We start from the raw sequence: 26,454 nt of genomic DNA, 5'->3' as shown, positions 1-26,454 counted from the left end.
ATTTAGTTTAATTAATTAGATGATTAATAGAAGTGGGTTATCTCATGATAGACAACCAGCCTTTTTTAACCGTTCCATCTCCAATGGTTATCACATAAAAATAAGTACCTGTTGGCAGCATATCTCCTCTATTAATTACACCGGATACATTTGCTGTTCCGTTCCAATCATTTTCATAATGTGCTTTACTATACACTAACGCTCCGTATCTGTTAAATACTTTCAACTCGTTGTTTGGATAAGACTCAATACAGTCTATTCTGAACAAATCGTTTTTACCATCATTATTTGGAGTAAACTCATTGTAAACAGTTAAACAAATTGGCTCTAATGTAACTGAAGCTGAATTATTTGAAGCATCAACATCTAAAGGAGTTGAAGTCTCTACAGTTGCTACACTTGTATAAGTACCGTTTGGCAATACTTCTGCAACAATTGTCAATACTACACTCTGACCTGCACTTAACGTTGGGATTGTCCAAAGCTGCGTTGCTGGGTCATACGTTCCTGATGTTGCAGATGAGCTCACTAATTGTAAACCGCTAGGAAGTAAATCGCTAACAAGAGTATTGATAAAATCTCCTTCACCTACATTATTTACAGTTATAGTAAATGTTACCTGATCACCAAAATTCGGAGTTGGATTATCAACTGTATGAGTAATCGTTAAATCTGAACAGCTTGCTACCGTAACATTTAGAGTCTTGATTGTTCTTTCGTCACAATTGTTAACATAAGCCACTGTTACAGTTCCTGGCCCAATATCTGACCAAGAAACGGTTACAGATCCATCGTTTGTACCACCTCCAGAAATAATAGTACCTCCGTTTATAGTCCATACATAATTAGATTTTCCATTTGCAATTGAATAGGTCACTCCTTTGAATACACATGGAGTATCATCTGTAGTAGCAAGTTGAACTGCAGCATCATTTTCAAATGCAATTGTAATTCCTAATCTTGGTCCGTTATCACAGCCATTAAATGTGTTAGCCAACGATCCTGCATAATAAGTAGTTGCCGTAAGCGGAGTTGTATTTGCTAATGGAGTCCCTCCAGTTGCAGACGCATACCAAACTACATTTGTTTCGTTTACCAAAATATTAGCTAATGTTGGCAATGCAGATAAACAGAATGTCTGAGTTGTTCTTGGTGTTGTAATTACACTTGGTGAATTTACATTTACCGTCACAGCCAATCTTGCTGGATTTTCGCAACCTATAGCACTTGAAACAGCACCATAATAAACGCCTGTTGTAAGAGCTGTTGTTGACGGAATCGCTGTTCCTCCTGTCGCTGTGTTATACCAAACTACATTTGCTTCATTTACTTGAATATTTGCCACTGTTGGCGAATTTAAAGTACAGAAGTTTTGAGTTGTATTAGCTGTCGTCGGTGTAGGAACTGGGTTAACTACCGTTACTGTCACTTGAAGACGAGTCGAGCTTTCGCAGCCTGCTGGATCAATAATGTTTCCAAAATATACTCCAGAAGTAAGTGCTGTTCCTGCTGGAATTGCTGTTCCTCCTGTTGCAGCTGTAAACCATGTTACATTGCTTTCGTTTACTTGAATATTTGCAATTGTCGGTGCGTTTACAGAACAGAAAGTCTGTGCTGTATTGTTTGTTGTTGGATTTATTGTATTACCGACTGTTACAGCCACTTGCAATCTTACACTGCTTTCGCATCCTGTTGCTGGATCTTTAATTGCTCCGAAATAAGTTGCCGTAGTAAGTGCGGTTGTTGAAGCTAAAGCTGTTCCTCCTGTTTGAGTTGTGTACCAAACTACATTGCTTTCATTCACTTGAATATTTGCCACTGTCGGATTTGTGCCTGTACAGAAAGTCTGTGCTGCAGCATTTGTTGTTGGTGTTGCTGGATCTGTTACATTCACATCAACTGTTAATCTTGAAGCACTTTCACAGCCTGTTGCTGGATCTGAAATTGCCGCAAAATATTGGCCTGTTGTTAAAGCTGTTGTTGGCGCAATTACTGTTCCGCCTGTTAAAGCTGTATACCAAACAATATTGGTTTGATTAAACTGAACACTTGCAAATGTTGGCGCATTTACCAGACAGAAGTTTTGTGTTCCCGCAGTCACCAATGTAGGAGTTCCCGGATCGCTTACAATTACATCAACTGTCAATCTTGAAGCGCTCTCGCAGCCTGTTACTGGATCTGAAATTGCTGCAAAATATTGGCCTGTTGTCAAAGCTGTTGTTGGAGCAATCACTGTTCCACCAGTCGAAGCTGTATACCAAACTATATTTGTTTGATTGAACTGTACGCTTGCAAATGTTGGAGCATTTGCCAAACAGAAGTTTTGAGTTCCTGCAGTCACCAATGTCGGAGTTCCTGGATCGTTTACAATCACATCAACCGTCAATCTTAAAGCGCTTTCGCAGCCTGTTGCTGGATCTAAAATTGCCGCAAAGTACTGACCTGTTGTTAAAACTGTAGAAGATGGAATCAATGTTCCGCCTGTTATAGCTGTATACCAAACTATGTTGGTTTCGTTTGTCTGAATGCTCGCAAATGTTGGAAGATCTTCTTTACAGAAATTTTGTGTTCCTGCAGTCACCAATGTTGGCGTTCCCGGATCATTTACAATCACATCAACTGTTAATCTTGTAGCACTCTCACAACCAGTTACTGGATCTGAAATTGCTGCAAAATATTGGCCTGTTGTCAAAGCTGTTGTTGGAGCAATCACTGTTCCGCCAGTCGAAGCTGTATACCAAACTATATTGGTTTGATTGAACTGAACGCTTGCAAATGTTGGCGCATTTACCAGACAGAAGTTCTGTACTCCCGCAGTGACCAATATTGGTGTTCCTGGATCGCTTACAATTACATCAACTGTTAATCTTGTAGCACTCTCACAACCAGTTACTGGATCTGAAATTGCTGCAAAATATTGGCCTGTTGTCAAAGCTGTTGTTGGAGCAATCACTGTTCCGCCAGTCGAAGCTGTATACCAAACTATATTGGTTTGATTGAACTGTACGCTTGCAAATGTTGGAGCATTTGCCAAACAGAAGTTTTGTGTTCCCGCAGTCACCAATGTCGGAGTTCCCGGATCATTTACAATCACATCAACTGTCAATCTTGAAGCGCTCTCGCAGCCTGTTGCTGGATCAAAGATTGCTGCAAAATATTGGCCTGTTGTTAAAACTGTAGAAGATGAAATCAATGTTCCGCCTGTTATAGCTGTATACCAAACTATGTTGGTTTCGTTTGTCTGAATGCTCGCAAATGTTGGAAGATCTTCTTTACAGAAATTTTGTGTTCCTGCAGTCACCAATGTCGGACTTCCCGGATTGCTTACGATCACATCAACCGTCAATCTTGAAGCGCTCTCGCATCCTGTTACTGGATCTGAGATTGCCGCAAAATATTGCCCTGTTGTTAGAGCTGTAGTAGATGGAATCAACGTTCCGCCTGTTATAGCTGTATACCAAACTATATTGGTTTCATTTGTCTGAATGCTTGCAAATGTCGGTGCGTTTGCCAGACAGAAGTTCTGTACTCCCGCAGTCACCAATGTTGGTGTTCCTGGATCATTTACAATCACATCAACTGTTAATCTTAAAGCACTTTCACAGCCTGTTATAGGATCTGAAATTGCTGCAAAATACTGCCCTGTTGTTAGAGCTGTTGTAGATGGAATCAACGTTCCGCCTGTTATAGCTGTATACCACACAATATTTGCTTGATTGAACTGAACACTTGCAAATGTCGGAAGGTCTTCCTTACAGAAGTTTTGCGTTCCAGCAGTCACCAATGTCGGAGTTCCTGGGTCATTCACAATCACATCAACTGTCAATCTTAAAGCGCTTTCGCAGCCCGTCAATGGATCTGAGATTGCAGCAAAATACTGGCCTGTTGTTAAAGCTGTAGTAGATGGAATCAATGTTCCGCCTGTTATCGCTGTATACCAAACTATGTTGGTTTCATTTGTCTGAATACTTGCAAATGTTGGAAGATCTTCTTTACAGAAACTTTGTGGCCCTGCCGTTACCAAAGTCGGTGTTCCCGGATCGCTTACAATTACATCAACTGTCAATCTTGAAACGCTCTCGCATCCTGTTGATGGATCTGAAATCGCTGCAAAATACTGACCTGTTGTAAGAGCCGTATTAGATGGAATCAACGTTCCGCCTGTTATGGCTGTATACCAAACAATATTTGCTTGATTGAACTGAACGCTTGCAAATGTCGGAAGATCTTCCTTACAGAAGTTTTGCACTCCTGCTGTTACTAATGTAGGTGTTCCTGGATCATTGACGTTAACAGTTACTTGCAATCTTAAAGAGCTTTCACATCCTGTAATCGCATCAGTTGCTGCTCCATAATAAATTCTGCTTACTAATGGAGTAGCCGAAGCAATTACATTTCCTCCTATCGCTGCATCATACCAAATCACATTGCTTTCATTAACTTGAATATTTGCAACAGTCGGTGCATTTATCAAACAGAAATTCTGAGTGCTATTTGAAGTTGTTGGCGTATTTGGATCGCTAACAATTATAACAGCATCTTGCAATGTTCCTGCTAAATTTTCGCAGGTATTAGCGCTTGCAACAGCTACATAATATGTTATTGGGCTTACTGCTTTTGTTAAACCTGTAGCGGTTAAAACACCAGCTGCATCTACAGCATAAGTAACTCCTGCTATTACAGCCCCATCTGTAATTGGCTGTGTTTTATTAGCATCTAAGTACCAAGTGAATACTGGACTATTTAATGTTGGAGCCGACGGAGTTAAAGATGCCGGAACACCATTACAAACTGTTACATCGTCAACTGTAATATCGTTTACTGTTGAAGAAGGCAAAATAGTGAATGTAATTTGTTTTCTGTCTGCTACCGCAGTTTCACAAAATTCATCTGAACTCACTCCTACAAAATAAGTATAAGTTCCAGGAGCCAATCCGTTTACTATTAACTGTGCAGTTGTTTCACCTGTTATTAACTGACTTGTTGTTCCATCAAAACGATACCAGTGATAAACAGGATTTGTTAAAACTGGCGTTCCGCTTAAACTTGTTGCCAAAGTAACAGTTCCAGAAGCAGCACAAATTGATGTTGTTGTTCCTCCGTTTAAAGTAATATCTGTTAAAGCATTTACTGGAGCAGAAGCTTTTACTTCGACAGTAACTTCTCCTCTTGCATAATCTTGACAGCCATAACGTACTGGCTGTACATAATATCTATAAATACCTGCTGTCAGGTCTGCTGGAACGGTAAAAGTTGGTCCGCTTCCTACTTGATTTCCTCCAGTCTCAGCATCATACCAAAGATAGGTTGAACAAGCTACTTCAGGAATTTGGAGCGTTATATCGGTTCCCGGACAGACCGTAATTTTATTCTGCGGATCAGCTCCAATGACCGTTGTATTGGCCGTTCTCTCTACAGTATGAACTCTTAAGAAATCTAACACTCCTACGGCACCGCCTAAACGGATTCTAACTCTATCGTAAATTTCTGTTGGTGAAGATACCAATACCATTGCCAAAGAATTTCCTGGCAATAATTTTATGCTTAACAAACTACTATTACTGTAGATTTCATTACCAACTGCCACATTTCCTAAATAGCGTTGAACTGAAAATCCTGTAAGCACACCAACAGTTAAAAGTGTCCCTGGTTTAGAAACCACAATTCTTAAGGTATCACTAAGAACAGAAGGTGTTTTAAATTGCACCGTTAGATCTGCTGCAGCCAAAGCGCCCACTCCATTATACATTGTTGCAAAAGTAGATACATCTTTATCTGCAATATTCCAAACATCACTTACTCCAACCAAAGCAGTTGCAGCTCCAATTCCTAAATCAGTTGCGCCATAAAAAATATCTTGAATATCCCCTGATGTACAAGTTACTGAAGTAACAGGCTTTTTATAATAAGCATCAAATACTTTTGTGTTTTGAGCAACACTTGCGATTGAAGATGATATAATACGAATACCATCATAATCTTGCGGACCTGATGCATCTGATGGAACAAAAGTAAATTCATAAGTGTTATCACCTGAAAGTAAATTTAATAATGATCCTTTTACTGACTGACCTGTACCGATAAGCACTCCATTTTTTGTACCTACCACTGATAAATTCTGACCAACAGCCAATAAACTATATTCAGAACCTAATTTAACTGTCACCGGAGTACCTTTCGCGATATTCGCTGGCCATGTTAAATTTTGCCATGTAGTACCAACTCCCAAAAGTCCTAAACCTGTAGTAATTGTTGAGAATGTCTGAGGATTACCATCAACTGCATTTGTATTGTTTGTAACATCCCCGCTAATTATAGTGCCTTCAGTTTGTCCTGTTGCATAAACTCGTTCTGTTAAGTTTTGACAGCTTGTAAGATCTATCACATTGATAATCTTAGTTGCAGTTACAATACAAGACCCATTAGTTGCGACAACTGTGTAAGTATAAACCCCAGGTGTATTTAATGGACCGGTTGTAAATGGAGGTCCTGCAATCGCGACTCCTTGCTGATTAAACCATGTAACAGTTCCTGTCGAAGTAGCTACTAATGAAACATCTGTTCCTACATTTACAGATTCTTGTGGATCAGTTACCGTTAAAGTAGGTAATACATCAATCGTAACTGTTACAGATTGTCTAGCAGATGGACAAGTACTTGTTGCACTTTGCGCTTCTATATAGTAAACGCCATTTACTGTAATATTAGATGCTTCTTCGGCAGTTATTAAAGTATTTGAAGAATTATAGAATGTATAAGTTACATTTGAATCGTAATTTGTGATTGCGTTTCTTAAATTCGCACTTCCACATGCTTGTAATGTCGCAGTGATATTTGGAGAAGGCGTAATGGAAGGTAAAGTAATTGTTACTTGTTTTAAATCTCCATTCACATTCTCACAAGTACCTCCGTTAACTGCAGATATATATAAATTGTAAGAAGCACTTAAACCAGTTAATGAAAGTACACCTGTAATAGGATCTTTTGCAAATGTTATAGTTCCATCTACGCTTCCATCTACAATTTCCGTTCCTTTATTTTGATCTTTATAATATCTAAATGTAGCTCCTGCAATTGTTGAAGTAGGTGCTATAGCCGCTGTTCCAGTACAAGTAGCTTCAATCGGACTTGCTATTACAATATTTGCCTCTGTTGGGATTTGTAAAACAGGAACAGTAACTGGCTGACGAACACTATTTATACATATTCCTCTTACCGCCTCTATATAAAAAGTAGTTGTTGCTGTTAATGCACCAGTATTATAAGTGCTTGTATTTGTTGCTAAAGCAGTTCCACCGCTCGCGTCAGCATACCAATTAATCGTATCTCCTGCAGTAGTAGTGGCAGTTAAATTTGCCGATTGTCCAGAACAAATTGCAGGCGATATACCCGTAATAGCAGCTTCTTTATATTTAAATGAAGCACCATAAATATCCAATTCGCTTAAAACTGAAGCAACCCCTCCTAAACGCACTTGCACTCCAGAGAAAGTATTCCCAGCAACAAAACTAGCTCTAAAACGATTTCCTCCTAAAAGCTGCACATTTAAAAGATTATTGATAGAGGCTCCGTCACCATTATTTGTTCCTCCATTATAACTTTCTAGAGTAATGTATGAAAGGGCACCAATATCTAAAACTCCCGTAGGCAAGCCAAGTTCTACTTCAATAATATCTCCTGCAAATCCAAAATTTGAAAAATCAAGTTTTTGCTGTATATAAGCTCCCACTCCAACTACGTTTCTAAGAGTTGTTGCAGTATCAAAATCATTGTCTACTGAATTTCCTTCAGTACCTAAAACAGCTGTACAACCAATACATAATCCATTTGTAGAAATTGTTTGCTGAAAAGGTCGTAAACAAGAAGTAATTACCGCTGGAGGAGTAACTACAACATTAATTGCTGTTCTAGTAGCGCTTACACAATCAGAATTATTTCTAGCAACAACATAAAATGTCTTGTCAGCTGTTAAAGCTGGTGATGGTGTGTAACTAGGGCTACCAGTTACGAGAGCTATTCCTCCTGTTGGTACATCATACCAGTCATAAGCAATTTGAGGAACAGGATTAGAAACTTGTAAAGTCACTACCTGTCCTGACTGAATAACTACTGTTGACGATGCTACAGTAGGCGCGGCTGGTAGTGGATTAACATTAAGCGTAACCTTAGTACGAGTTGGACTAGAACAATTTCCTATTACTCCTTCGACAAAATAATCTGTCGTCGCATTCAATGCAGGAGTTGTAAAGACATTGCCTGTAAATACTAAATTCCCGCCTACATCATACCAATTATATGTAGTCCCGGCCACAGGTGCCTGCACTGTAATAGTAGATGTCTGTCCCGCACAAAGATTTACTGGAGTTGGCGTAACAGCTGGCGCAACAGGATTATCGATCAATACCTGAACCGAAGATCTTTCGCTATTCACACAGCCGTTTCTTGTAACTTCAAGATAATAAGTCGCTGGCGCAGTTAAAGCTGGCGTTGTATAAGATGCTGTCGAGGCTAATGAAGTACCTCCTGTAGGAACATTATACCAATTAATTGTTTCCCCTATTGCAAGTGCCGCAGTTAAAGTAGTAGTTGTCCCGCTACAAATAGTGGTATTTCCAGAAACAGCCGGCGCTTTATAAGTATAAGCTGCCTGATAAATGTCTAAATTAGTTAAAAGACCTGCCACACCTCCTAAACGAACCTCTACACGGTCAAAATTAGCACCAGCCGTAATGCTAGCTCTATATTTAGTACCACTTAATAATTGCAAAGTAATAAGTGGATTATTAATCGCAACTCTATCATTATTATAAGTCGCCCCATTGTAGGTTGCCAAACTAATCACGCTTAATAACTGAACATCTGCTAAACCTCCTGGCAATTCTAAGTCAACATCAACACGATCTCCTGCTTTTCCAGGATTAGTAAATTGTAATGTTTGCTGCATAGACCCTACTACATTAGCAGGAATAGTAAGTCTTGCTGCAGTTGCAGGATTTCCGTCTACAGAGAAATTCGGATTTGTAGCATTACACAATAAACATATTCCTACTTGGCTAGTTACCTGACTGCTGGCTTCAAGACATCCTCCTAAAGCTGATGGTTGAACCGTAACAGTAACTGGTACCCTTGTAGCACTAACGCAATTTCCGTTTGGACTTTGCGCTTCAACATAATAGGTTTTAGTAGCTGTTAAAATTGGAGTTGTAAAAGTGGCTGTATTTGTTGCAACTGCTGTACCGCCGGTTGCAGTTTCGTACCAATTCAATTGTGCTCCAACATCAGTAGTTGTAGCACTTAAAGTTGCATTCTGCCCAGATTGTATAGTTACACTTTGAGTGAGAACTGTCGGTGTAACTGGTACAGCTGTAGAAACAACATCAATCTTAGTACGAGTCGGACTAATACAGCTTCCAATAGAAGCTTCTACATAAAATGAAGTCGTTCCTAAAGGCACTGTTGGAGAATAAGTAGTTCCACTCGCTAGAGATAAACCACCCGTTGGCGAAGAAAACCAATTATAGGTTGTTCCAGGCACAGCATTAACTAACGATAATGTAGTTTGTTGTGTTGCACCAGTAGAACAAACTGTGGTTCCCACATTGCTATAAGCAGGTGCAACTGGATTAGAAACATTTAAAACGACTGGTACACGAACATTCCCTTCGCAACCTGCGGCTCTAGTTATTCCTATATAATATGTCGTATTTCCTGTTAAAGCAGGAGTTGTATAAGTATTTCCCACTGCTAAAGCTGTCGTAGAAAATTCAGAACTATACCAAGCTAACGTAGTACCAGCAGCTGGAGTAGCTGTGAGAGTTATAGGAGCTCCAGCACAAACAGTCTGTGTTAAACCACCAGAGACAGTTGGTTGTGCAAATTCAAGTCTAACATCGTAAACTCTTAAGCTTGTTAGAAGAGCTAACACACCTCCTCCAACTTGAATTTGAATTTGGTTGGTATCACCCGTAATAGGAAATTTTGCAACGGCAACCGTATTGCCGCTTAGCAAACTTAAATTCAAAAGCGGACTATTTAAAGCCACACTTGAACCTACATTGGTTCCAGAATTTTTAGCCTGAACCGTGGCATTTGATAACAAACTTAAATCAAGCAATCCATTGCCAGTACCAATGTATATTGCAACTTGGTCACCGGCTCGGGCCGTTTGATTTAAGGTCAATGTTTCTTCTGCAAAACACCCAGCTACTGCAACACCATTTGATAAGGTCGCATAGGTGGATAAGCCAGCGCTATCAAAAGCATTGGCAGGACTGTTAACATCTACTCCTAAACACAAAAGCCCTCCTCCCGCACTATTTGTCTGAGACACAGGTCTACAAATAGTCTGAGAAAATGCATCCGTGCATATAAAGAATAAAGTTAAAAGTCCTAATAATCTCATTTGAGGATTGAGATTACAAAAAGTAAATTTTTTTTTCATAATTTGGAAGATTAGAAAATGGACAATAAAACACCTCTTGCAGTAGGTGCATGCACCTGTGCAATTAAACAATCAATTGAAAATAAACCAGTTAAAACAAAATATCACAACTTATTAAAAAGCCGTAAACTCTGTTTTGAAAAAAATTATGCTGAATTCAGTATATCGAAACATACCGGAGAACAAATTCGATCTCTCTGAGATAAAATAAGTTCCACTTTTTTTAAGGAAAAATGATTGTAGTCAGTTTTCCTAGAGGAGTGATTTGTTGCAGGTCTAATTTTCATAATGAAAATTTTTAGTTGAAAGTAGAACTGGGGAATTCTTATATAGTCAATTCTTTTTTTTTTTAGAGAAAGTTGATTAGTCATTCCTAAAATATCCAGTTGCAAAAACTAGATTAGAATCTACATTATATCCAATAAAGTTTTTACTCCTTATAATCAACACACCTAATGGGGTAATTACAAGACAGTAAACTAAAATGCAAACCTTTTGAAAAAAAATTAAATATTGGGTAACGATTAAAATTATCGTTGAGACGAAGTAAGCTTAGTAACGTAAAGAATAAAGCTAAAATAAAAGAAACAACTAAAGTAAATTTGATAAAGAAAGTAATTGTCAATTCCATACGCAGACCTATTAAGTTATTATTTAATTCTTCTAATTTCTATCTCAACAATTAGAAAAATAATTCTACACTACATTTAGAAAACCAAAAGAAAAACTTTGTTTAACTTTTGTTACCTAAAATTAGGAAAAACAAAAACATAAAACAAGCTTAAAAATCTTATAATTTATTCTTAAATCTTTAATTTCAAAATTAGGACCAACTGAAAACAATAGAAAAATCGCTACATTTAACATAATTTTCTTTTCAATTAATAGGTAAGCAAAATATTAAGTAAAATATGTTAAATCGATGTAATCAAAGTATATTCTTACAATTTATACAGATTTATCGCTAAAACTATGCGTTATAAAGACTAAATACAACAATATTTTACAAAAAAGTTCAATTTTTAAAATATATTGAAAAATTAAAAATAAACACGTAGAAATACGGGGTAAAAATTCACAAAAAAATTAAACAAAAGTTAAAAAAACAAAAAATGGCAAACAATTATTATTAATTGCTTGCCATCTTAAAAAAGTTATTAAACTAAATTACGATTCAATAATAGTATTGATTTGATTAAACAACTGTCCATCGCTTAAAAAAGCACCTTGTTTAATCAATTCAAAAATTGAAGAGTTTCGTTCTTCTGTAAACACCTTCTTTCCTACCTTCATTTCAATATTATCGGTAAACATATTATCGCTCAACCATTGCAATCCATCTTTAGTTAAAAAATCAACTTCAGGTGAAACCGATTTTAAAACAATCGATTGGATGTGAGTATCAAAACAGTGAAATAAAAAGATATGATTTTTAGAAAAATGCTCTAAATATTCTGCTCTACCTAATACACCTTCCCAAATCAAATCTGAAAAAACATCAAGTTCCTGTTCTGCAACTTCTGGTTTATTAACTTTAAGTTCTTCCCACTCTTTTCTGTCTATTGCTTGTGTAGCCAAAAAACTGGCAAATTCAGCATGCAATTCTTCAAATTGCTCTTTTGTTAATCTTGCGTATTTCATTTCATTTTAGGCTTTATCCTTTAGCTGTTAGCTATAAGTCTAATTATTACTATCGTTCTATATTAAACAAAAAAATCCCGATTTGCATCGGGATTTTAGTATAGATTTTAAAACTACTACTTTTCAGCAACAATTTCGTATGGTAACTCAACAATTACATCTCTGTGTAAACGAATACTTGCACTGTATTTTCCAGTACGTTTTACGATACCACTAGTGATGAATTTTCTGTCGATAGCGTTTCCAGATTTTTCTAAAGCTTCAGCAATGTCGATGTTTGTGATAGAACCAAAAAGTTTCTCTCCACCAGCTTTTGCAGAAATTTTAATTTCAAGAGCTTTAATTGCTTCAGCCAATGATTTAGCATCAGCAACAATTTTAGCTTCTTTGTGTGCTCTTTGTTTTAGGTTTTCAGCTAAAACTTTTTTAGCAGAAGGAGTTGCTAAAGTAGCAAAACCTTGAGGAATTAAAAAGTTACGACCGTAACCAGGTTTTACAGATACTACATCATCTTTAAATCCTAAGTTCTGTACGTCTTGTTTTAAAATAATTTCCATGTTGTTGTCCTTATATTTTAGAAGTTAGGTTCTGCTTCAACAGAAACCAGCGACTAGATTTTTATACTATTTTAATAAATCGGCCACGTATGGCATTAAAGCTAAGTGACGAGCTCTTTTTACAGCTACAGAAACTTTTCTTTGGTATTTTAATGAAGTTCCAGTTAAACGACGAGGAAGAATTTTTCCTTGCTCGTTAACGAATTTCAATAAGAAATCAGCATCTTTATAATCGATGTATTTGATTCCTGATTTTTTGAAACGGCAATACTTTTTAGTTTTGTTAGTTTCAATGTTTAAAGGCGTTAAATATCTGATATCTCCGTCTTTTTTTCCTTTTGCAGATTGCTCAATTGTAGACATAATAATTACGCTTTAGTAGATTTTAATTTTGCTCTTCTTCTCTCAGCCCATGAAATAGCATGTTTATCTAAACTTACAGTTAAGAAACGCATAACTCTTTCATCACGTCTGAATTCAGTTTCAAAAGCTAAAAGAACTTCTCCAGCTACTTTGAATTCGAATAAGTGATAAAAACCACTTTTTTTGTTTTGGATTTCGTAAGCCATTTTTTTAAGACCCCAATCCTCTTTCGATACCATTTCAGCTCCTCTACTAGTAAGAAATTCTTCAAATTTCGTTACTGTTTCCTTCACCTGAACCTCAGATAAAACGGGATTTAAAATGAAAACAGTTTCATAATGATTCATAAATAAAAAATTTATTTGTTAAAATTGGGTGCAAAAGTAAGCATTTAATTTATATATGCAACACTTTTTTCCTTTTATTCGTCATAATGCAAAAAAGATGCCTCAACTTTAGTTTTTTTTACAAAAAAATAATACATTTACTACTGCTATCCTGAATTTATTCTAAATATAAATGTTATGAAACTAAACTGTGTTGTTGTAGATGATAGTTCTATACAAAGGACAATTATTGCCAAATTGGTTAATAATCACCCAGGCTTGCATTTAATCGGGGATTTTTCTAATGCCATTGAAGCAAAAAGTTGTATCTCATTAAATAATATCGATTTAATATTTCTTGACATAGAAATGCCAGTAATTAACGGCTTTGATTTCCTTGACGGATTAAAATCAAAACCGCAGATTATATTTATCACTTCTAAAGCCGAATATGCCCTAAAAGCTTTCGACTATGATGCTACCGACTATCTTCAAAAACCAATTGCAGTAGATCGCTTTAACGCCTCTGTAAAAAGGGCAATCGATATGCATCTGCTAAAAAAAGACATCAAAGAAGAAGAAGGCGAGCATATTTTCATCAAAAGTAATCTAAAAAAACTTAAAATCTTTACTTCAAAAATAAAATGGATTGAAGCTTTTGGAGATTACGTAAGAGTAGTAACTGAAGATGACAGTAATCTGGTTCTTTCTACTATGAAATCTTTTGAAAATGATCTATCGAAAGACAAATTTATCCGTGTTCACAAATCGTACATCATTAATATAGATAAGGTCGAGCGCTTTAACAGTAAATTTGCCGAAATAGGAATTACTAAAATACCTTTAAGCAGAAATAAAAAAGAAGACTTAGTAAAAGCACTTTCAACTTCTTCTTAATTGCTGTTTAATAGAAATCTACATTAATCACAACTTTTATAGCTCTGTATTGAGCCACAACTTCAAAACTATTCAGCATTTTCTGAATAGTTTTTTTTGTGTTTCCTAAATGAAGATTATTCGGAATCTTAATCAAGATAGTCCTGATATATTCATTTCGTATTCTGCTTATAGCAGGCTCTTCTGGCCCTAAAACCGGCATTCCCAAATTCTGGCTCAAAACCTGATACAGCCACATCGCTCCTTCTTTTAGCTTATCAAAATCTTTGTGCTTTAGCGTAAGCTTTATAATCCTAAAATAAGGCGGATATCTATAAATCTGTCTATCATACAGCTGTTCCTTATACATTCCTATATAGTTATGGTCTGTAACCTGCTGAATTGTATTGTGATTTGGATTGTAAGTCTGAATAACAACTTTTCCCTGCTTTTCTGATCTTCCTGCTCTTCCTGCCACTTGTGTCATCATTTGAAAACTACGTTCAAAAGCCCTAAAATCGGGATGATGTAGCATATTGTCGGCATTCATAATTCCAACCAAACCTACATTATCAAAATCAAGTCCTTTGGCCAGCATTTGTGTGCCGACTAAAATATCAATCTCGCGATTTTTAAACGTATCAATTATTTTTTCAAAACCAAATTTACCTCTCGTAGTATCTTGATCCATTCTAGCCGTTTTTGCTTTAGGAAAAAGTGAAGATAACTCCTGCTCTATTTGTTCTGTCCCGAATCCTTTTGTGGTCAAATCTATACTCGAACAGTTATGGCAATTAGTAGGTTTTGCAATTGAATAACCGCAATAATGACAGCGAAGCTGGTTCTTATGTTTATGATAAGTCAAACTCACATCGCACTGCTGGCAATGCGGAACATGTCCGCAAGTTAAACATTCAATTATAGGCGAATATCCTCTCCTATTTTGAAATAAAATAACCTGCTCACCCAAAGACAACGATTCAGCTATTTCTTCAATTAAAAGATCGCTAAAATGCCCTGTCATTCTTTTTCTGAAATGCTTGTCTTTTATATCAACCAAAATCACTTCAGGCAAGCGGACATTTTTATAACGTTCAGAAAGCGTTACCAATCCGTACTTATTATTTTGCGTATTAAAATAGGTTTCAATGCTAGGCGTTGCCGAACCCAACAATACTTTTGCCTTATGAAAATTAGCCAAAACAATTGCCGCATCTCTAGCGTGGTATCTTGGTGCAGGATCTGTTTGTTTAAAAGTCTGCTCGTGCTCTTCATCAACAATAAGCAATCCTAAATCATTAAAAGGTAAAAACAGAGCCGATCTGGCTCCAATTACAATTTGAGCTTTTGGAGAATTTTCTAGCGTTTGCCTCCAAACCTCAACTCTTTCATTATTGCTATATTTAGAATGAAAAACAGCCACTTTATCTCCAAAATGAAGACGCAGTCTCGAAACCAACTGAGTAGTAAGAGCTATTTCTGGAAGCAGATACAAAACCTGTTTTCCCGTCTGCAGATATTCTTCGATTAACTTAATATAAATTTCAGTTTTTCCGCTCGAAGTTACGCCATGAAGTAGACACACTTCTTTCTCCAAAAAACTATTCTTAATTCCTGAAAAAGCATTTCCTTGAGCTTCACTTAAATGCAGTTCTTTATCTGATTTTTCTCCATCAAACGTAACACGGTCATGCTGTAAATAATATTCTTCAAATATTTCTTTTTCAACTAATGATTTTATCGCCGCCGCCCCTGCGTTTGAGACTTCTGTAAGCTTCTTTACCGTGATTGGCTTCTTTTCTGATGCGCTTATTTGAAAATATGCCAAAACAATTTCTTTTTGTTTATTAGCGTTTTTCAACACCATTAGCAATTCTTCTAAACCATTATCAGATTCGTATTTGGAATGTAATTTTACATATCGAACCAATTTTGGTTTGTATGTTTCTTTTATTTCTTCATCTAAAAAAATGATATCCTTCGCAATCAGTTTTTGCAGAATCGGAAGTATATTTTTTTTATTTAAAATCGAAGTAATTTCCTGAACCTTTAACGAACTCTGATGGTGCAAAGCTTCATAAATTAGAAATTCATCATCAGAAAGTTCGCTATCGTTTACCACAACATCTGGTTTATGCGAAATAATAGTTTCACTTTCCAGCAATAGTCCGCTTGGAAACGCTCCCCGATACACATCTCCAATGCCGCACATATAATAACTTGCCACCCAAAGCCAGTGCTTAATCTGAATTTCGGTCGCAATTGGTTTTTCATCTAAAATCTGATGAATTTCTTTCGCTTCATATAGAGTTGGAGCATTTTCATGAACATCTAAAACAAGTCCAGTATATATTTTGCTTTTACCAAATGGCACAGCAACGCGCATTCCTTTTTTAATGAAATGAAATTCAGCTTCAGAAATTCTATAGGTAAATGTTTTAGCTAAAGAAAGCGGTAAAATGACTTCGATGAAATGCATGATTTTTTTATAAGCCAGTAATTATTTTTGGCCAGTTTTAAGCGAAGCGTTTTTTGAAAGATTATAATCCTGAATCAGCTTCAAAGTATGATTTATAGATTTATTGGTTGTTCCTCCATCGTGTCCTGGAATAACATACTTCGGATTTTTAAATTTTGACTGAACTCTTTTTATTGATTTCTCCCATTCTTTAACATCGGCATCTCGTAAATAGCCTAAATCTTTTGCCTCAACACTTTTCACAAAGCATCCTCCGTAAAGAACTTTATCGTTCTCAAACCACACTACGATATTATCTGGCGCATGTCCTTTGCCAGGATAATACACTTCAAACCTGTATTGTCCAACCGTAAAAGTAGTATCATTTGGAATTATAAATTCAGCTCTTGGCTCATTCTTACTTTTTAGAATCTCATCAGTTAATTTAATTGAATAGGTTTTAATTCCTTTTTTTCTATAAAAATCAAATCCGCCCGCACGATCTTCATGAGAATGCGTGCCGAAAAGCATAACAACTTCTTTATTGTGTCTTGCTTTTATACTATCCAGCAAAGGCTGAAACTGCATTTTATCCCACGGTGCATCAAAAAGCACAACGCCTTTGTCTGTAACAACATACATGGCATTGGCAGAAATTAGTGTTCCATTATAATCATGAAACGTTTTATAAACATAAAAGTCACCCGTAAGATGACTTATTTGTAATGGTGAATTCTTAGATTGTCCAAAGCTATTTGAAACTATAATCAAGAATAAAACTATCGAAGCTAATTTTCGCATTAGATTTTAATTAATTTTTGACTCTCGTCCAGTATTGCGTTCTTCCCATTAAAGAAATTCCAACATAACCGCGAAGTTTCAATTTATCTGCAGATTCTAAAGTAACATAACATTTGTATTTTTTACCGCTTGTCGGATCCAAGATTGTTCCTCCATTATATTCAGAATCATCTTTTTTAAGTCCGTTTATAATAACCATTCCTAAAATTGGTTTGTTTTTTTCTGCGCCTTCACATTTTACACAAACATCTTTTTTGTGGCCTTCGCGAAGTATATCTACAATCTTGCCATATATTTTTCCAGATTTCTCATAAATCTCAACTACCGATTTGGCTTCTCCTGTTTCGTCGTCAATTGTCTTCCATTTTCCAATTACACTTTGACTTTGCATGGTTAGGGCAAAGAAGAACACTCCGATAGTTAGCATCAAATTTTTCATATTATTTTTCTTTTTTTTGTTTTAATTTTCTGATAGAAGCATTCAATTCGAACCCTAAAAGCAGAATCATACAGTTTATCCAAATATAAAACATTAGAATTAATAATGTTCCAATTGAACCATAAAGTTCGTTGTATTTTGAAAATTTTATAACCCAAATTCCAAAAAAGAACGAAGATATAACAATTAAGATCGTTGTAAAAACAGAACCAATGCTAATAAAAGGCACTTTATTATACTGTTTTGTACCATAACGCAATAATATTGAAGATGTTATCAGAATCATTAGGATAACGAATAAATATCGTCCTAAAATAATCAGAGGAATTCGATCGCTCAACACATCTTGAATAATTGTTTTTTGAATAAAAACCTCAAAAACAACAATTGTTGCCACCGTAACAAATAAAATTATAGTCATTACAAGCGAAATCGCCAAAGCAACCAAATATTGATGTAAAAATCCGCGTTTGTCAAAAACGTGTTTTGAGGATTCAAAACCGCTTAAAATTCCATTAATTCCATTTGCCATCAAAAAAATCGAAAGCAAAAATCCAGATGATAATAATCCTGAGTGACTATTATTTAAGATATCGCTGATAATTTTACTAATTGCATCAAACGTGTTTGGAGGAACGCTTTGCTGTACAAACTGCAAGAAATCTTCCTGAAAATTATCTATCGGAATAAATGGGATTAAGTTTAGAATAAATAGAGCAAAAGGAAATAATGCCATAAAAAAACTAAAAGAAACAGCACTTGCATGATACGAAAAAGCACCATCAATAATTCCGATGGTGTACATTTCCAACAAATCGTATAATGAAAATCCTTCCAGCCAAGGCAGTTTTATTTTCTTCAAAAGTCGGGCTAATGACCGCACCACAGGCAGTTTCTCAATCCGATCTTCTATCTCTTGCGACATATTTTCTGATTTTAGATTTTAGAGTTCTGTCCTGAAGCTATCGGGATAGATTTACAAAACTCATAACTTACAACTCAAAATTCATAACTCCATTAAAAAGCTTTCAAGCTCAAATCCATATTATATACAGAATGCGTTAAAGCGCCAGATGAAATATAATTTACGCCACACAAAGCATACTCGCGAACTGTTTTTTCACTGATATTTCCTGAAGATTCTGTCTGACATTTTGAACCAATCAAATTTACTGCCGTTTTCGTATCTTCATAATTAAAATTGTCTATCAGAATTCTATGAACTCCATCACTCAATAAAATTTCTCTGATTTCATCCAGATTACGAGCTTCAACAATAATTTTAAGATCAAGATTATTCTCTTTCAAATACTCTTTTGTTTTAGAAATTGCACGAGTAATACCGCCAGCAAAATCAATATGATTGTCTTTCAGCATAATCATATCATACAAAGCATAACGATGATTCTCGCCTCCGCCAATTTTTACAGCCCATTTTTCTGCAACTCTAAAGTTTGGAGTCGTTTTACGAGTATCTAATATTTTAGCATTTGTTCCTTCCAAAAGTCCCATTAAATGGTTTGTTTTTGTAGCAATCGCTGACATTCTCTGCATCGTATTCAAAACTACTCTTTCTGCTTTCAAAATAGATTGCGAACTTCCAGAAACTTCAAAAACGATTTCACCATATTCCACACGTGTTCCGTCCTCTATAAAAGTTTTCACTTTTAGTTTTGGGTCTACATGTTCAAATATCATTTTGGCAAGTTCAACTCCGGCAATGATTCCTTGATCTTTTACCAATAGTTTTGCCTTACCATGAGCAGTATCTGGAATACAAGCCAGCGAACTGTAATCGCCTTGTCCCACATCTTCTCTAATGGCATTACTGATTAAAAGTTGTAATTCTGCTTGAAATTGAGCTTCACTTATCATTTTTCTGTTTTTAATAATAATGCTAAATTAGGATATATTTTATGGATTTGAAAGTTCCTACAACATGAAAAATTACACAAAACATTAAATATCTCTTTTTTAACCATTAAGATATTCATAAAAATAAAGTTACAATTCTTAACAAAACTTAGTCTAATAATAAGTATTCAATTAAATATCTTTGAAATTCAATCAAGCAAAATTATGGGATTAATTAAAGACATTTACTCGGTTTCTTTTTACGAAAAATTTAGTCAGGCTGTTGTTGAAGTGTATCCAGCGTTCAACAAACATAAATTTATTGAAGCAATTTACGAAGGCGATTTTGCTCAAAAAGAATGGAAAGAAAGAATGAAGCATACAACAGTTGTGTTTCACCAATTTATGCCTCAAAATTTCCCTGAAGCCGTTATTTTAATTGATAAAACCATAGAAAACCTAAAGAAAAACAACTTCACAGACAGCAATTTGGCCTTCATTTTCTTTGCCGACTATATCGAAATGTATGGTTTAAACGATTTACAAACTTCGAAGAAAGCTTTTGTTTCTATAACTCAATTTATAAGCTGTGAATTTGCCGTTCGCCCTTTCATTTTAAAATATAAAGAACAAATGATTGATGAAATGATTAAGTGGTCATTGCACGAAAATCATCACGTGCGTCGATTAGCGAGCGAAGGTTCACGTCCGAGATTGCCTTGGGCAATGGCGATTCCGTTTTTGAAAAAAGATCCTTCTTCTATCCTCCCCATTTTGGAGAATTTAAAAAATGATCCTTCAGAATATGTTCGAAGAAGCGTTGCCAATAATTTAAATGACATCGCTAAAGACAATCCGCAAATTGTATTAGAAATCGCTGCAAGATGGAAAGGTCAGAGCAAAGAAACTGATGGAATTATAAAACACGGGTGCAGAACTTTATTAAAACAAGGTCATCCAGAAATTTTAAGCCATTATGGCTTAGAAAGTACTAATATTGAGCTTTCTTCTTTCGAAATCAAAACGCCAACTGTAAAAATTGGCGATTACCTCCAGTTTCAATTTCATTTAAATAATAAAAATGAAGAATCTAAAACAGTTCGTTTAGAATACGCCGTTCACTATAAAAAATCAAAAGGACATTTGGCGAAAAAAGTCTTCAAAATCAGCGAGAAGATTTATCATCCAAATCAGCTAACTAAGATTGAAAGAAACCAATCTTTTAAATTGATTACGACGCGTGTTTTTCATACAGGAAAACATCAATTGTCGATTATTATTAATGGAACTGAAAGTGATGTTTTGGAATTTGAGTTGGTTGAATAAAAACACATTTTTAGCTCATCGAACGTTTTAACCGTTTAGTTTGTCATTTCGACGAAGGAGAAATCTCCACGAGTAGCTCCGCAACGAAAACCCAATCTTTGTAGAGTTTCTTGCGAAGATTTCTCCTTCGTCGAAATGACAACAAAACGTGACAAATAAACTAATTTGAAAAAAACATACATTTTCCTTACTTTTATAACTAATACAAAAAACAACATTTCTTAATCTAAATTAAGTTACAGATTTCTATCACAACTGTAATTTTGTTTTCAAATCAAATAATACCACATGTCAAATATCAGTTTAATTATCGAAGAACGCGCTGCCAATATTGGCAATTTTATGGTTGGCAGATTACTGCCTTTCCGCGAAAAAAGAGCTGTCGGACCATTTGTATTTATCGATCATATGGGACCTGCACATTTAAGTGATCATGAAAATATGGATGTTCCTCCGCACCCGCATATCGGACTTTCAACGCTTACCTTTTTGTTTGAAGGAAGCATTATGCATCGCGATAGTCTAGGAACAGAACTAGAAATAAAACCAGGCGCTGTAAACTGGATGACCGCTGGAAAAGGAATTGTACATTCTGAAAGAACTCCAGAATATTTAAGACATACAGATAAAATGCTTCACGGATTGCAGATTTGGGTGGCACTCCCGAAAGAATTGGAACAAATGGATCCAAATTTTACACATGTTGAAGCAGACGATATTCCAGCTTGGGAAGAAGATGGAGTTTCATATAAATTAATTGCTGGTGAAGCTTTTGGGAAAAACTCTCCAGTTCCTGTTTATAGTCCATTGTATTTTATTGAAATTAAGAGCAAAGAAGCTAAGAAAATCAATATTGGGCATCATTTATTTGGCGAAAGCGGATTATATATTTTAGAAGGAAGCATTAAAAACGGTGAACATGTTTATGATCCAAGACAGATTTTAATTACAACTGAAGCTTCTCTTTGCGAATTTGAAATTGCTGCAAATTCAACTGTTTATATCTTTGGTGGAGAGCCTTTTCCTGAAGAACATTTTATCTTTTGGAATTTCGTTTCTTCGGATAAAAACCTCATCGAAAAAGCAAAACAAGACTGGACTGCTCAAACTTTCCCAAAAGTTCCGGGTGAAACCGAATTTGTTCCATTGCCAGAACCAAGAATTAAATAATTATGGATACAATTTCAGCAAAAATAGATACACGTTTGTATCGAACGGAAATTACCTCAGCCAGCGGAAATGTCTTAATTTCTGATGAACCCCAGCAATTGGGAGGCAAAAATTTAGGACTGAATCCAACAGAACTTTTGGCTTCATCATTGGCTTCTTGCACTTTGATTACTTTACGAATGTACATTAATCGTAAGCAATGGAATGTCGAGGAAATCAATATCAAGATTGATTTTGAAAGAGATTCAGAGAGAAATTGCACCTCATTTACTAGAAGAATTGAAGTAATAGGAGAAGTAGACGAAACGCAAAGACAAAGATTAGAAACGATTGCAAATAGTTGTCCAATTCATAAAACATTGACACATTCAATCGAAATTAAAACCACACTAATATAATTACAATGGAAATTCAACAAATAAACGATACAAGAAGAGGCTATTTTGAAGCAATAGAAGACAGAAAAGAGGCAGGAAAAATGACATATACTTGGGCAGGAGACTCAAAATTCATTATTGATCACACTGAAGTAAGTCCTGATTTTAACGGAAAAGGTGTGGGTAAAAAATTAGTTATGGCCGCTGTAGATTATGCAAGAGCAAACAACTTAAAAATTATTCCGCTTTGTCCTTTTGCTAAAAGCGTTTTTGATAAAGTTGAAGAAATTCGTGATGTACTTTTTTCTTAAAGTTTCTAAGGTTCTGAGATACTAAGCTTCTAAGTTTTTTTTAACTGCAAAGCGTGCAAAGGATTTTGCAAAGTTCGTAAAGTTTTAAAACAAAGCTTTGCGAACTTTGGGTTTTTATAAAGTTAAGCTTGGAATAAAACCTTGCGAACTTTGCGATAAATCTTAGCGCTCTTTGTGGTAAAAATTCAACACAACGAAATTCGGTTTTCAAATTTCCGCGGAAATTCCTATATTTGCGCGTAATTTAAACTTAGAGTATGACAAGGATAATTACGCTTTCCTGTATTTTTATAGCACAAATCGGCTTTTCTCAATCGGCTGAGAGTTATTTAGAAAAAATCAGAAATAATGAAGCTCTCTTAACAGCTTTCTTTCAACAAATGCCTAAAGGAGGCGATTTACACCACCATTTTTCAGGATCAGTTTATGCAGAACCTCTTTTAGAAAGAGCTATTGCAGAAGACTTTTATTTGAATCTGGAAACAATGGCGGTTTCAAAAACCAAACCTGCAAGCGGAAACTGGGAAAACTTTTCATCTCTTAAAAACAAAGGAAAATTAGAGTATTACGAACAGCAAATTATGCAGACTTGGTCGGTAAAAGATTATAATGGTTCTGTTCCGTCTGACGATCAGTTCTTTGATTCTTTTATGAAATTTGAGCCTACCATTCAAGGTCATTTTGCAGAAGGAATGCTTGAGTTGAAAAAGCGTGCTATTGCCGAAAATGTAACGTATATCGAAACACAATTATCAACAATTCCGTGCGATATGAATGTTTCTGATTTAGCTGATTTCAACACAAAACTTCGTCAGGCTGCAGAACAGAGAGACGAAAAAACAGTTCTAAAACTTTTGGACGAATTGAATAAATCACTTCAACAAAAAGAGGCTAAAAAATATGCTATCGATTTCAATAATAATTTCATAGCAAAACTGCACAAAGATTTAAAAATGGATGACGAAAAATTTACTATGCGTTATCAAAACTTTGTGCTTCGTTTTATGGAACCGGTAGATTTATTCAAAAATCTGGTTATTGCTTTTATTTCGTCAAGCGAAAATAAATTGACTGCAGGTGTAAATATCGTTTCTCCAGAACATGGTGAAAATTCTATGAAGGATTACTGGCTACACATGGTAATGTTTAAATACTGCCACTCTAAATTTCCAGATGTAAAATATACGCTTCACGCAGGCGAATTAACTTTAGGTTTGGTTCAGCCAGAAGAATTGACTTGGCATATTAATGATGCCATTTATGTTGCAGGTGCCAACAGAATTGGTCACGGAGTGGATATTGCTTATGAGGCTAATTCGTACGATTTATTGAAATATATGTCAAAAAACAATATTCCGATTGAAATCAATTTAGTGAGTAACGAATTCATTTTAAAAGTAAAAGAAAATAGACATCCTTTTACGCTTTACAAAGAATTTAATGTGCCAATTGTAATAAGTACAGATGATGCAGGGATTTTAAGAAGCAGCATGACAGAACAATATGTTTTATTGGCAAAAAGATATCCTGATGTAAATTATGAAACAATCAAAAAATACGTTTACAATAGTATCAATTACAGTTTTATTCAAGACGCATCGGTAAAAAAACAATTAATCAAAGATTTAGATAATCGTTTTAAAACTTTTGAAGCGAAATTTTCTAAAAACTAAAACGTCAATTTGCACGAAAGTTTCACGCAGATTTCAAACAGATTTAAGCCGATAATCACATATTCATTTTAAACAAAACAATAAAAATAAAATCAGCCAAATCTGCTAAATCTGCGAGAATATAATTTTTTCCCGCAGATCAAGCAGATAAAATTCATTTAAATATGATTCTAGAAGCCGCATTTCTATATGTAAAACCAGAATTAGCTAATTCATTTGAGGCTGATTTTGCAAAAGCAAGTCAATACATTTCATCAATCGATGGCTATTTAGGGTATCGATTAGAAAAATGTCTTGAAGTAGAAAATAAATATCTTTTATTAGTTGACTGGAATACGCTTGAAGATCATACAGTAGGCTTCAGAACTTCTAACGCATATTTGGAATGGAAAAAGATTTTACATCATTATTACGAACCCTTTCCGATTGTAGAACATTTCGAAACGGTTTTTGAGAATAAAAAACAATAAATAGCTTTGCGTAAACAATTAAACACATAGAAACATAGGCATAATTGTTTCCGTTTAAGATTACAGAAAAAGCAAGCTTTAACACATAGCTATGTATATTGCGGTTAGTGAAACGCCTTTTATAGACAAAGAAAGACTATGTCTCTATGTGTTTAAATTACCGCAATTCGTGGCAAAAACTTAGCAAATGAACATCAAACTTATCGCAATAGGCAAAACAGATAATAAATCGCTTCAAACTCTGATTGACGATTATACCAAACGTTTGTCTTTTTACATCAAATTTGAATTGGAAATTATTCCAGACATCAAAAACGTAAAAAACTTATCTGAAAGTCAGCAAAAAGAAAAAGAAGGCGAATTGATCCTGTCAAAACTTTCTGCCACCGATCAATTGATTTTATTGGATGAAAACGGAAAAACTTTCTCGAGCGTTGGTTTTTCTGAAGAATTGCAAAAGAAAATGAATTCTGGTGTAAAAACACTCGTTTTTGTTATTGGCGGTCCTTATGGCTTTTCTGAAACGGTTTATAAAAAGGCGCAAGGAAAAGTTTCGCTTTCGCTAATGACATTTTCGCATCAAATGGTTCGTTTGTTTTTTATTGAACAATTGTATCGCGGATTTACTATTTTACGAAATGAACCTTATCATCATCAATAAGTCTGTTTTTAGCTTTAGATTTCAAATTTAAAAATCTACAGCCTCTAAAACCATAAAAATTTAATAATCAACATTTTAAACCTTAAAACAAAAATAAAATCGTAAATTTATAGTGATTTATTAAATCTTAATAAAATTTAATAATTATAGTTTTTTGACCTTATTTCTAACCTAAAAGCATATAATTATGAAATCTTTATTCCGTCTTTTGGCAATCCTACTATTGCTTTTAATTGGAACTTCTTGTTCTAATGGGTATGACGACAATTACACACCACCTGTAATTGTGACATTTACTGCTAATTTGACCCCAGTTGCAGGTGCGACTTCTTCAGCTTCAGGTAGTGCTACTTTAAAATTAAATCAAACTGCAAAAACATTTGATCTTAAAGTAAATTTTTCAGGATTAGTACCAATACATGGACATATACATGCAGCAGACGGTACAATTGTTATTCCGTTTCCTGATGCCAATGTCTCTACCTCTCCAATATCTGTATCTGGTTCTATAACTGATGCGCAAATTACGGAGCTGATGGCTAATCATTATTACGTTAATTTACACACTACTGCTTATCCTAATGGAGAAATCAGCGGTACTCTGACAAAAACTGACACTTCTGGAGGCGGAGGCGGAGGCGGTGGTGGTGGATACTAATCACTAAATCACAAAAAAAGCCTTTCTTTTAGTAGAGAAAGGCTTTTAAATT

Annotated in this window: 19 protein-coding genes; 9 read left to right on the top strand and 10 right to left on the bottom strand. The window is 35.2% G+C overall.

Going from position 1 to position 26,454, the window contains the following annotated elements:
• Positions 1–37: 37 nt before the first annotated feature.
• The 5 genes from PQ463_RS03195 to rpsF all read right to left on the bottom strand — a co-directional run bounded on the left by PQ463_RS03195 (position 38) and on the right by rpsF (position 13,349).
• Positions 38–10,441, bottom strand: coding sequence for an Ig-like domain-containing protein (locus PQ463_RS03195; RefSeq protein WP_274256274.1), 10,404 nt, complete (start codon positions 10,439–10,441; stop codon positions 38–40).
• 1,167 nt (positions 10,442–11,608) lie between these two features.
• Positions 11,609–12,082: a DUF6495 family protein gene (locus tag PQ463_RS03190; RefSeq protein ID WP_274256272.1), complete on the bottom strand. Its 474-nt coding sequence runs from the start codon at positions 12,080–12,082 to the stop codon at positions 11,609–11,611.
• 116 nt (positions 12,083–12,198) lie between these two features.
• Complete coding sequence (gene rplI / locus PQ463_RS03185; RefSeq protein ID WP_111366389.1) at positions 12,199–12,639, bottom strand: 50S ribosomal protein L9; 441 nt, start codon at positions 12,637–12,639, stop codon at positions 12,199–12,201.
• Positions 12,640–12,705: 66 nt separating this feature from the next.
• Positions 12,706–13,002 carry a 30S ribosomal protein S18 gene (gene rpsR, locus PQ463_RS03180; RefSeq protein WP_002987043.1) on the bottom strand — a complete coding sequence of 99 codons (297 nt, stop codon included), beginning with the start codon at positions 13,000–13,002 and terminating at the stop codon, positions 12,706–12,708.
• Positions 13,003–13,007: 5 nt separating this feature from the next.
• Positions 13,008–13,349: a 30S ribosomal protein S6 gene (rpsF, locus tag PQ463_RS03175; RefSeq protein WP_068842999.1), complete on the bottom strand. Its 342-nt coding sequence runs from the start codon at positions 13,347–13,349 to the stop codon at positions 13,008–13,010.
• 177 nt (positions 13,350–13,526) lie between these two features.
• Here rpsF and PQ463_RS03170 point away from each other — a divergent pair, with 177 nt between their 5' ends.
• Complete coding sequence (locus PQ463_RS03170) at positions 13,527–14,225, top strand: LytR/AlgR family response regulator transcription factor (RefSeq protein ID WP_008463025.1); 699 nt, start codon at positions 13,527–13,529, stop codon at positions 14,223–14,225.
• A 7-nt stretch (positions 14,226–14,232) separates the two neighbouring features.
• On the opposite strand, the gene priA is transcribed toward PQ463_RS03170, so the two are convergent.
• From priA to nadC, 5 genes are all read right to left on the bottom strand, one after another.
• Positions 14,233–16,683, bottom strand: coding sequence for a replication restart helicase PriA (priA, locus tag PQ463_RS03165; RefSeq protein ID WP_274256271.1), 2,451 nt, complete (start codon positions 16,681–16,683; stop codon positions 14,233–14,235).
• 21 nt (positions 16,684–16,704) lie between these two features.
• Positions 16,705–17,463, bottom strand: a complete 759-nt coding sequence (bla-B1-FLAV, locus tag PQ463_RS03160) for a subclass B1 metallo-beta-lactamase (protein ID WP_274256270.1) — start codon at positions 17,461–17,463, stop codon at positions 16,705–16,707.
• Positions 17,464–17,473: 10 nt separating this feature from the next.
• A complete protein-coding gene (locus PQ463_RS03155) occupies positions 17,474–17,902 on the bottom strand; it encodes a DUF2147 domain-containing protein (protein WP_274256269.1) in 429 nt (142 codons plus the stop codon).
• A gap of 1 nt (position 17,903) precedes the next feature.
• Positions 17,904–18,827, bottom strand: a complete 924-nt coding sequence (locus PQ463_RS03150; RefSeq protein ID WP_274256268.1) for a YihY/virulence factor BrkB family protein — start codon at positions 18,825–18,827, stop codon at positions 17,904–17,906.
• 92 nt (positions 18,828–18,919) lie between these two features.
• Positions 18,920–19,777: a carboxylating nicotinate-nucleotide diphosphorylase gene (nadC, locus tag PQ463_RS03145; protein WP_111424301.1), complete on the bottom strand. Its 858-nt coding sequence runs from the start codon at positions 19,775–19,777 to the stop codon at positions 18,920–18,922.
• Between the two features lie 204 nt (positions 19,778–19,981).
• Here nadC and PQ463_RS03140 point away from each other — a divergent pair, with 204 nt between their 5' ends.
• The 8 genes from PQ463_RS03140 (at position 19,982) to PQ463_RS03105 (ending at position 26,402) form a co-directional block, all read left to right on the top strand.
• Entirely contained in the window at positions 19,982–21,082 is a 1,101-nt protein-coding gene (locus PQ463_RS03140) for a DNA alkylation repair protein (RefSeq protein ID WP_274256267.1), read from the top strand.
• Positions 21,083–21,370: 288 nt separating this feature from the next.
• Positions 21,371–22,252, top strand: a complete 882-nt coding sequence (locus PQ463_RS03135) for a pirin family protein (protein WP_274256266.1) — start codon at positions 21,371–21,373, stop codon at positions 22,250–22,252.
• Positions 22,253–22,254: 2 nt separating this feature from the next.
• Entirely contained in the window at positions 22,255–22,650 is a 396-nt protein-coding gene (locus tag PQ463_RS03130; protein WP_111376967.1) for an OsmC family protein, read from the top strand.
• Positions 22,651–22,655: 5 nt separating this feature from the next.
• Positions 22,656–22,940: a GNAT family N-acetyltransferase gene (locus tag PQ463_RS03125; protein WP_274256265.1), complete on the top strand. Its 285-nt coding sequence runs from the start codon at positions 22,656–22,658 to the stop codon at positions 22,938–22,940.
• Between the two features lie 257 nt (positions 22,941–23,197).
• The gene (locus PQ463_RS03120) at positions 23,198–24,613 is read left to right on the top strand and encodes an amidohydrolase family protein (RefSeq protein ID WP_274256264.1); all 1,416 of its coding nucleotides are present in this window, start codon (positions 23,198–23,200) and stop codon (positions 24,611–24,613) included.
• 164 nt (positions 24,614–24,777) lie between these two features.
• Complete coding sequence (locus tag PQ463_RS03115) at positions 24,778–25,083, top strand: antibiotic biosynthesis monooxygenase family protein (protein WP_274256263.1); 306 nt, start codon at positions 24,778–24,780, stop codon at positions 25,081–25,083.
• Positions 25,084–25,270: 187 nt separating this feature from the next.
• Positions 25,271–25,744: a 23S rRNA (pseudouridine(1915)-N(3))-methyltransferase RlmH gene (gene rlmH, locus PQ463_RS03110; protein WP_111283719.1), complete on the top strand. Its 474-nt coding sequence runs from the start codon at positions 25,271–25,273 to the stop codon at positions 25,742–25,744.
• Between the two features lie 187 nt (positions 25,745–25,931).
• Positions 25,932–26,402, top strand: coding sequence for a CHRD domain-containing protein (locus tag PQ463_RS03105; RefSeq protein ID WP_274256262.1), 471 nt, complete (start codon positions 25,932–25,934; stop codon positions 26,400–26,402).
• Positions 26,403–26,454 lie beyond the last annotated feature (52 nt).

The sequence above is a fragment of the Flavobacterium sp. KACC 22763 genome, assembly GCF_028736155.1.
Classification (GTDB): Bacteria; Bacteroidota; Bacteroidia; order Flavobacteriales; family Flavobacteriaceae; genus Flavobacterium.
This window is presented reverse-complemented; position numbering and strand designations above follow the sequence as displayed.

Bases quoted from the DNA above. Each gene is read 5' to 3' on its own strand.
- PQ463_RS03195 (WP_274256274.1), bottom strand. From the start codon at position 10,441: ATGAAAAAAAAATTTACTTTTTGTAATCTCAATCCTCAAATGAGATTA.
- PQ463_RS03125 (WP_274256265.1), top strand. From the start codon at position 22,656: ATGGAAATTCAACAAATAAACGATACAAGAAGAGGCTATTTTGAAGCA.
- PQ463_RS03120 (WP_274256264.1), top strand. From the start codon at position 23,198: ATGACAAGGATAATTACGCTTTCCTGTATTTTTATAGCACAAATCGGC.
- PQ463_RS03140 (WP_274256267.1), top strand. From the start codon at position 19,982: ATGGGATTAATTAAAGACATTTACTCGGTTTCTTTTTACGAAAAATTT.
- nadC (WP_111424301.1), bottom strand. From the start codon at position 19,777: ATGATAAGTGAAGCTCAATTTCAAGCAGAATTACAACTTTTAATCAGT.
- rpsF (WP_068842999.1), bottom strand. From the start codon at position 13,349: ATGAATCATTATGAAACTGTTTTCATTTTAAATCCCGTTTTATCTGAG.
- PQ463_RS03135 (WP_274256266.1), top strand. From the start codon at position 21,371: ATGTCAAATATCAGTTTAATTATCGAAGAACGCGCTGCCAATATTGGC.
- rpsR (WP_002987043.1), bottom strand. From the start codon at position 13,002: ATGTCTACAATTGAGCAATCTGCAAAAGGAAAAAAAGACGGAGATATC.
- priA (WP_274256271.1), bottom strand. From the start codon at position 16,683: ATGCATTTCATCGAAGTCATTTTACCGCTTTCTTTAGCTAAAACATTT.
- PQ463_RS03130 (WP_111376967.1), top strand. From the start codon at position 22,255: ATGGATACAATTTCAGCAAAAATAGATACACGTTTGTATCGAACGGAA.
- PQ463_RS03105 (WP_274256262.1), top strand. From the start codon at position 25,932: ATGAAATCTTTATTCCGTCTTTTGGCAATCCTACTATTGCTTTTAATT.
- bla-B1-FLAV (WP_274256270.1), bottom strand. From the start codon at position 17,463: ATGCGAAAATTAGCTTCGATAGTTTTATTCTTGATTATAGTTTCAAAT.
- PQ463_RS03190 (WP_274256272.1), bottom strand. From the start codon at position 12,082: ATGAAATACGCAAGATTAACAAAAGAGCAATTTGAAGAATTGCATGCT.
- PQ463_RS03155 (WP_274256269.1), bottom strand. From the start codon at position 17,902: ATGAAAAATTTGATGCTAACTATCGGAGTGTTCTTCTTTGCCCTAACC.
- PQ463_RS03150 (WP_274256268.1), bottom strand. From the start codon at position 18,827: ATGTCGCAAGAGATAGAAGATCGGATTGAGAAACTGCCTGTGGTGCGG.
- rplI (WP_111366389.1), bottom strand. From the start codon at position 12,639: ATGGAAATTATTTTAAAACAAGACGTACAGAACTTAGGATTTAAAGAT.
- PQ463_RS03170 (WP_008463025.1), top strand. From the start codon at position 13,527: ATGAAACTAAACTGTGTTGTTGTAGATGATAGTTCTATACAAAGGACA.
- PQ463_RS03115 (WP_274256263.1), top strand. From the start codon at position 24,778: ATGATTCTAGAAGCCGCATTTCTATATGTAAAACCAGAATTAGCTAAT.
- rlmH (WP_111283719.1), top strand. From the start codon at position 25,271: ATGAACATCAAACTTATCGCAATAGGCAAAACAGATAATAAATCGCTT.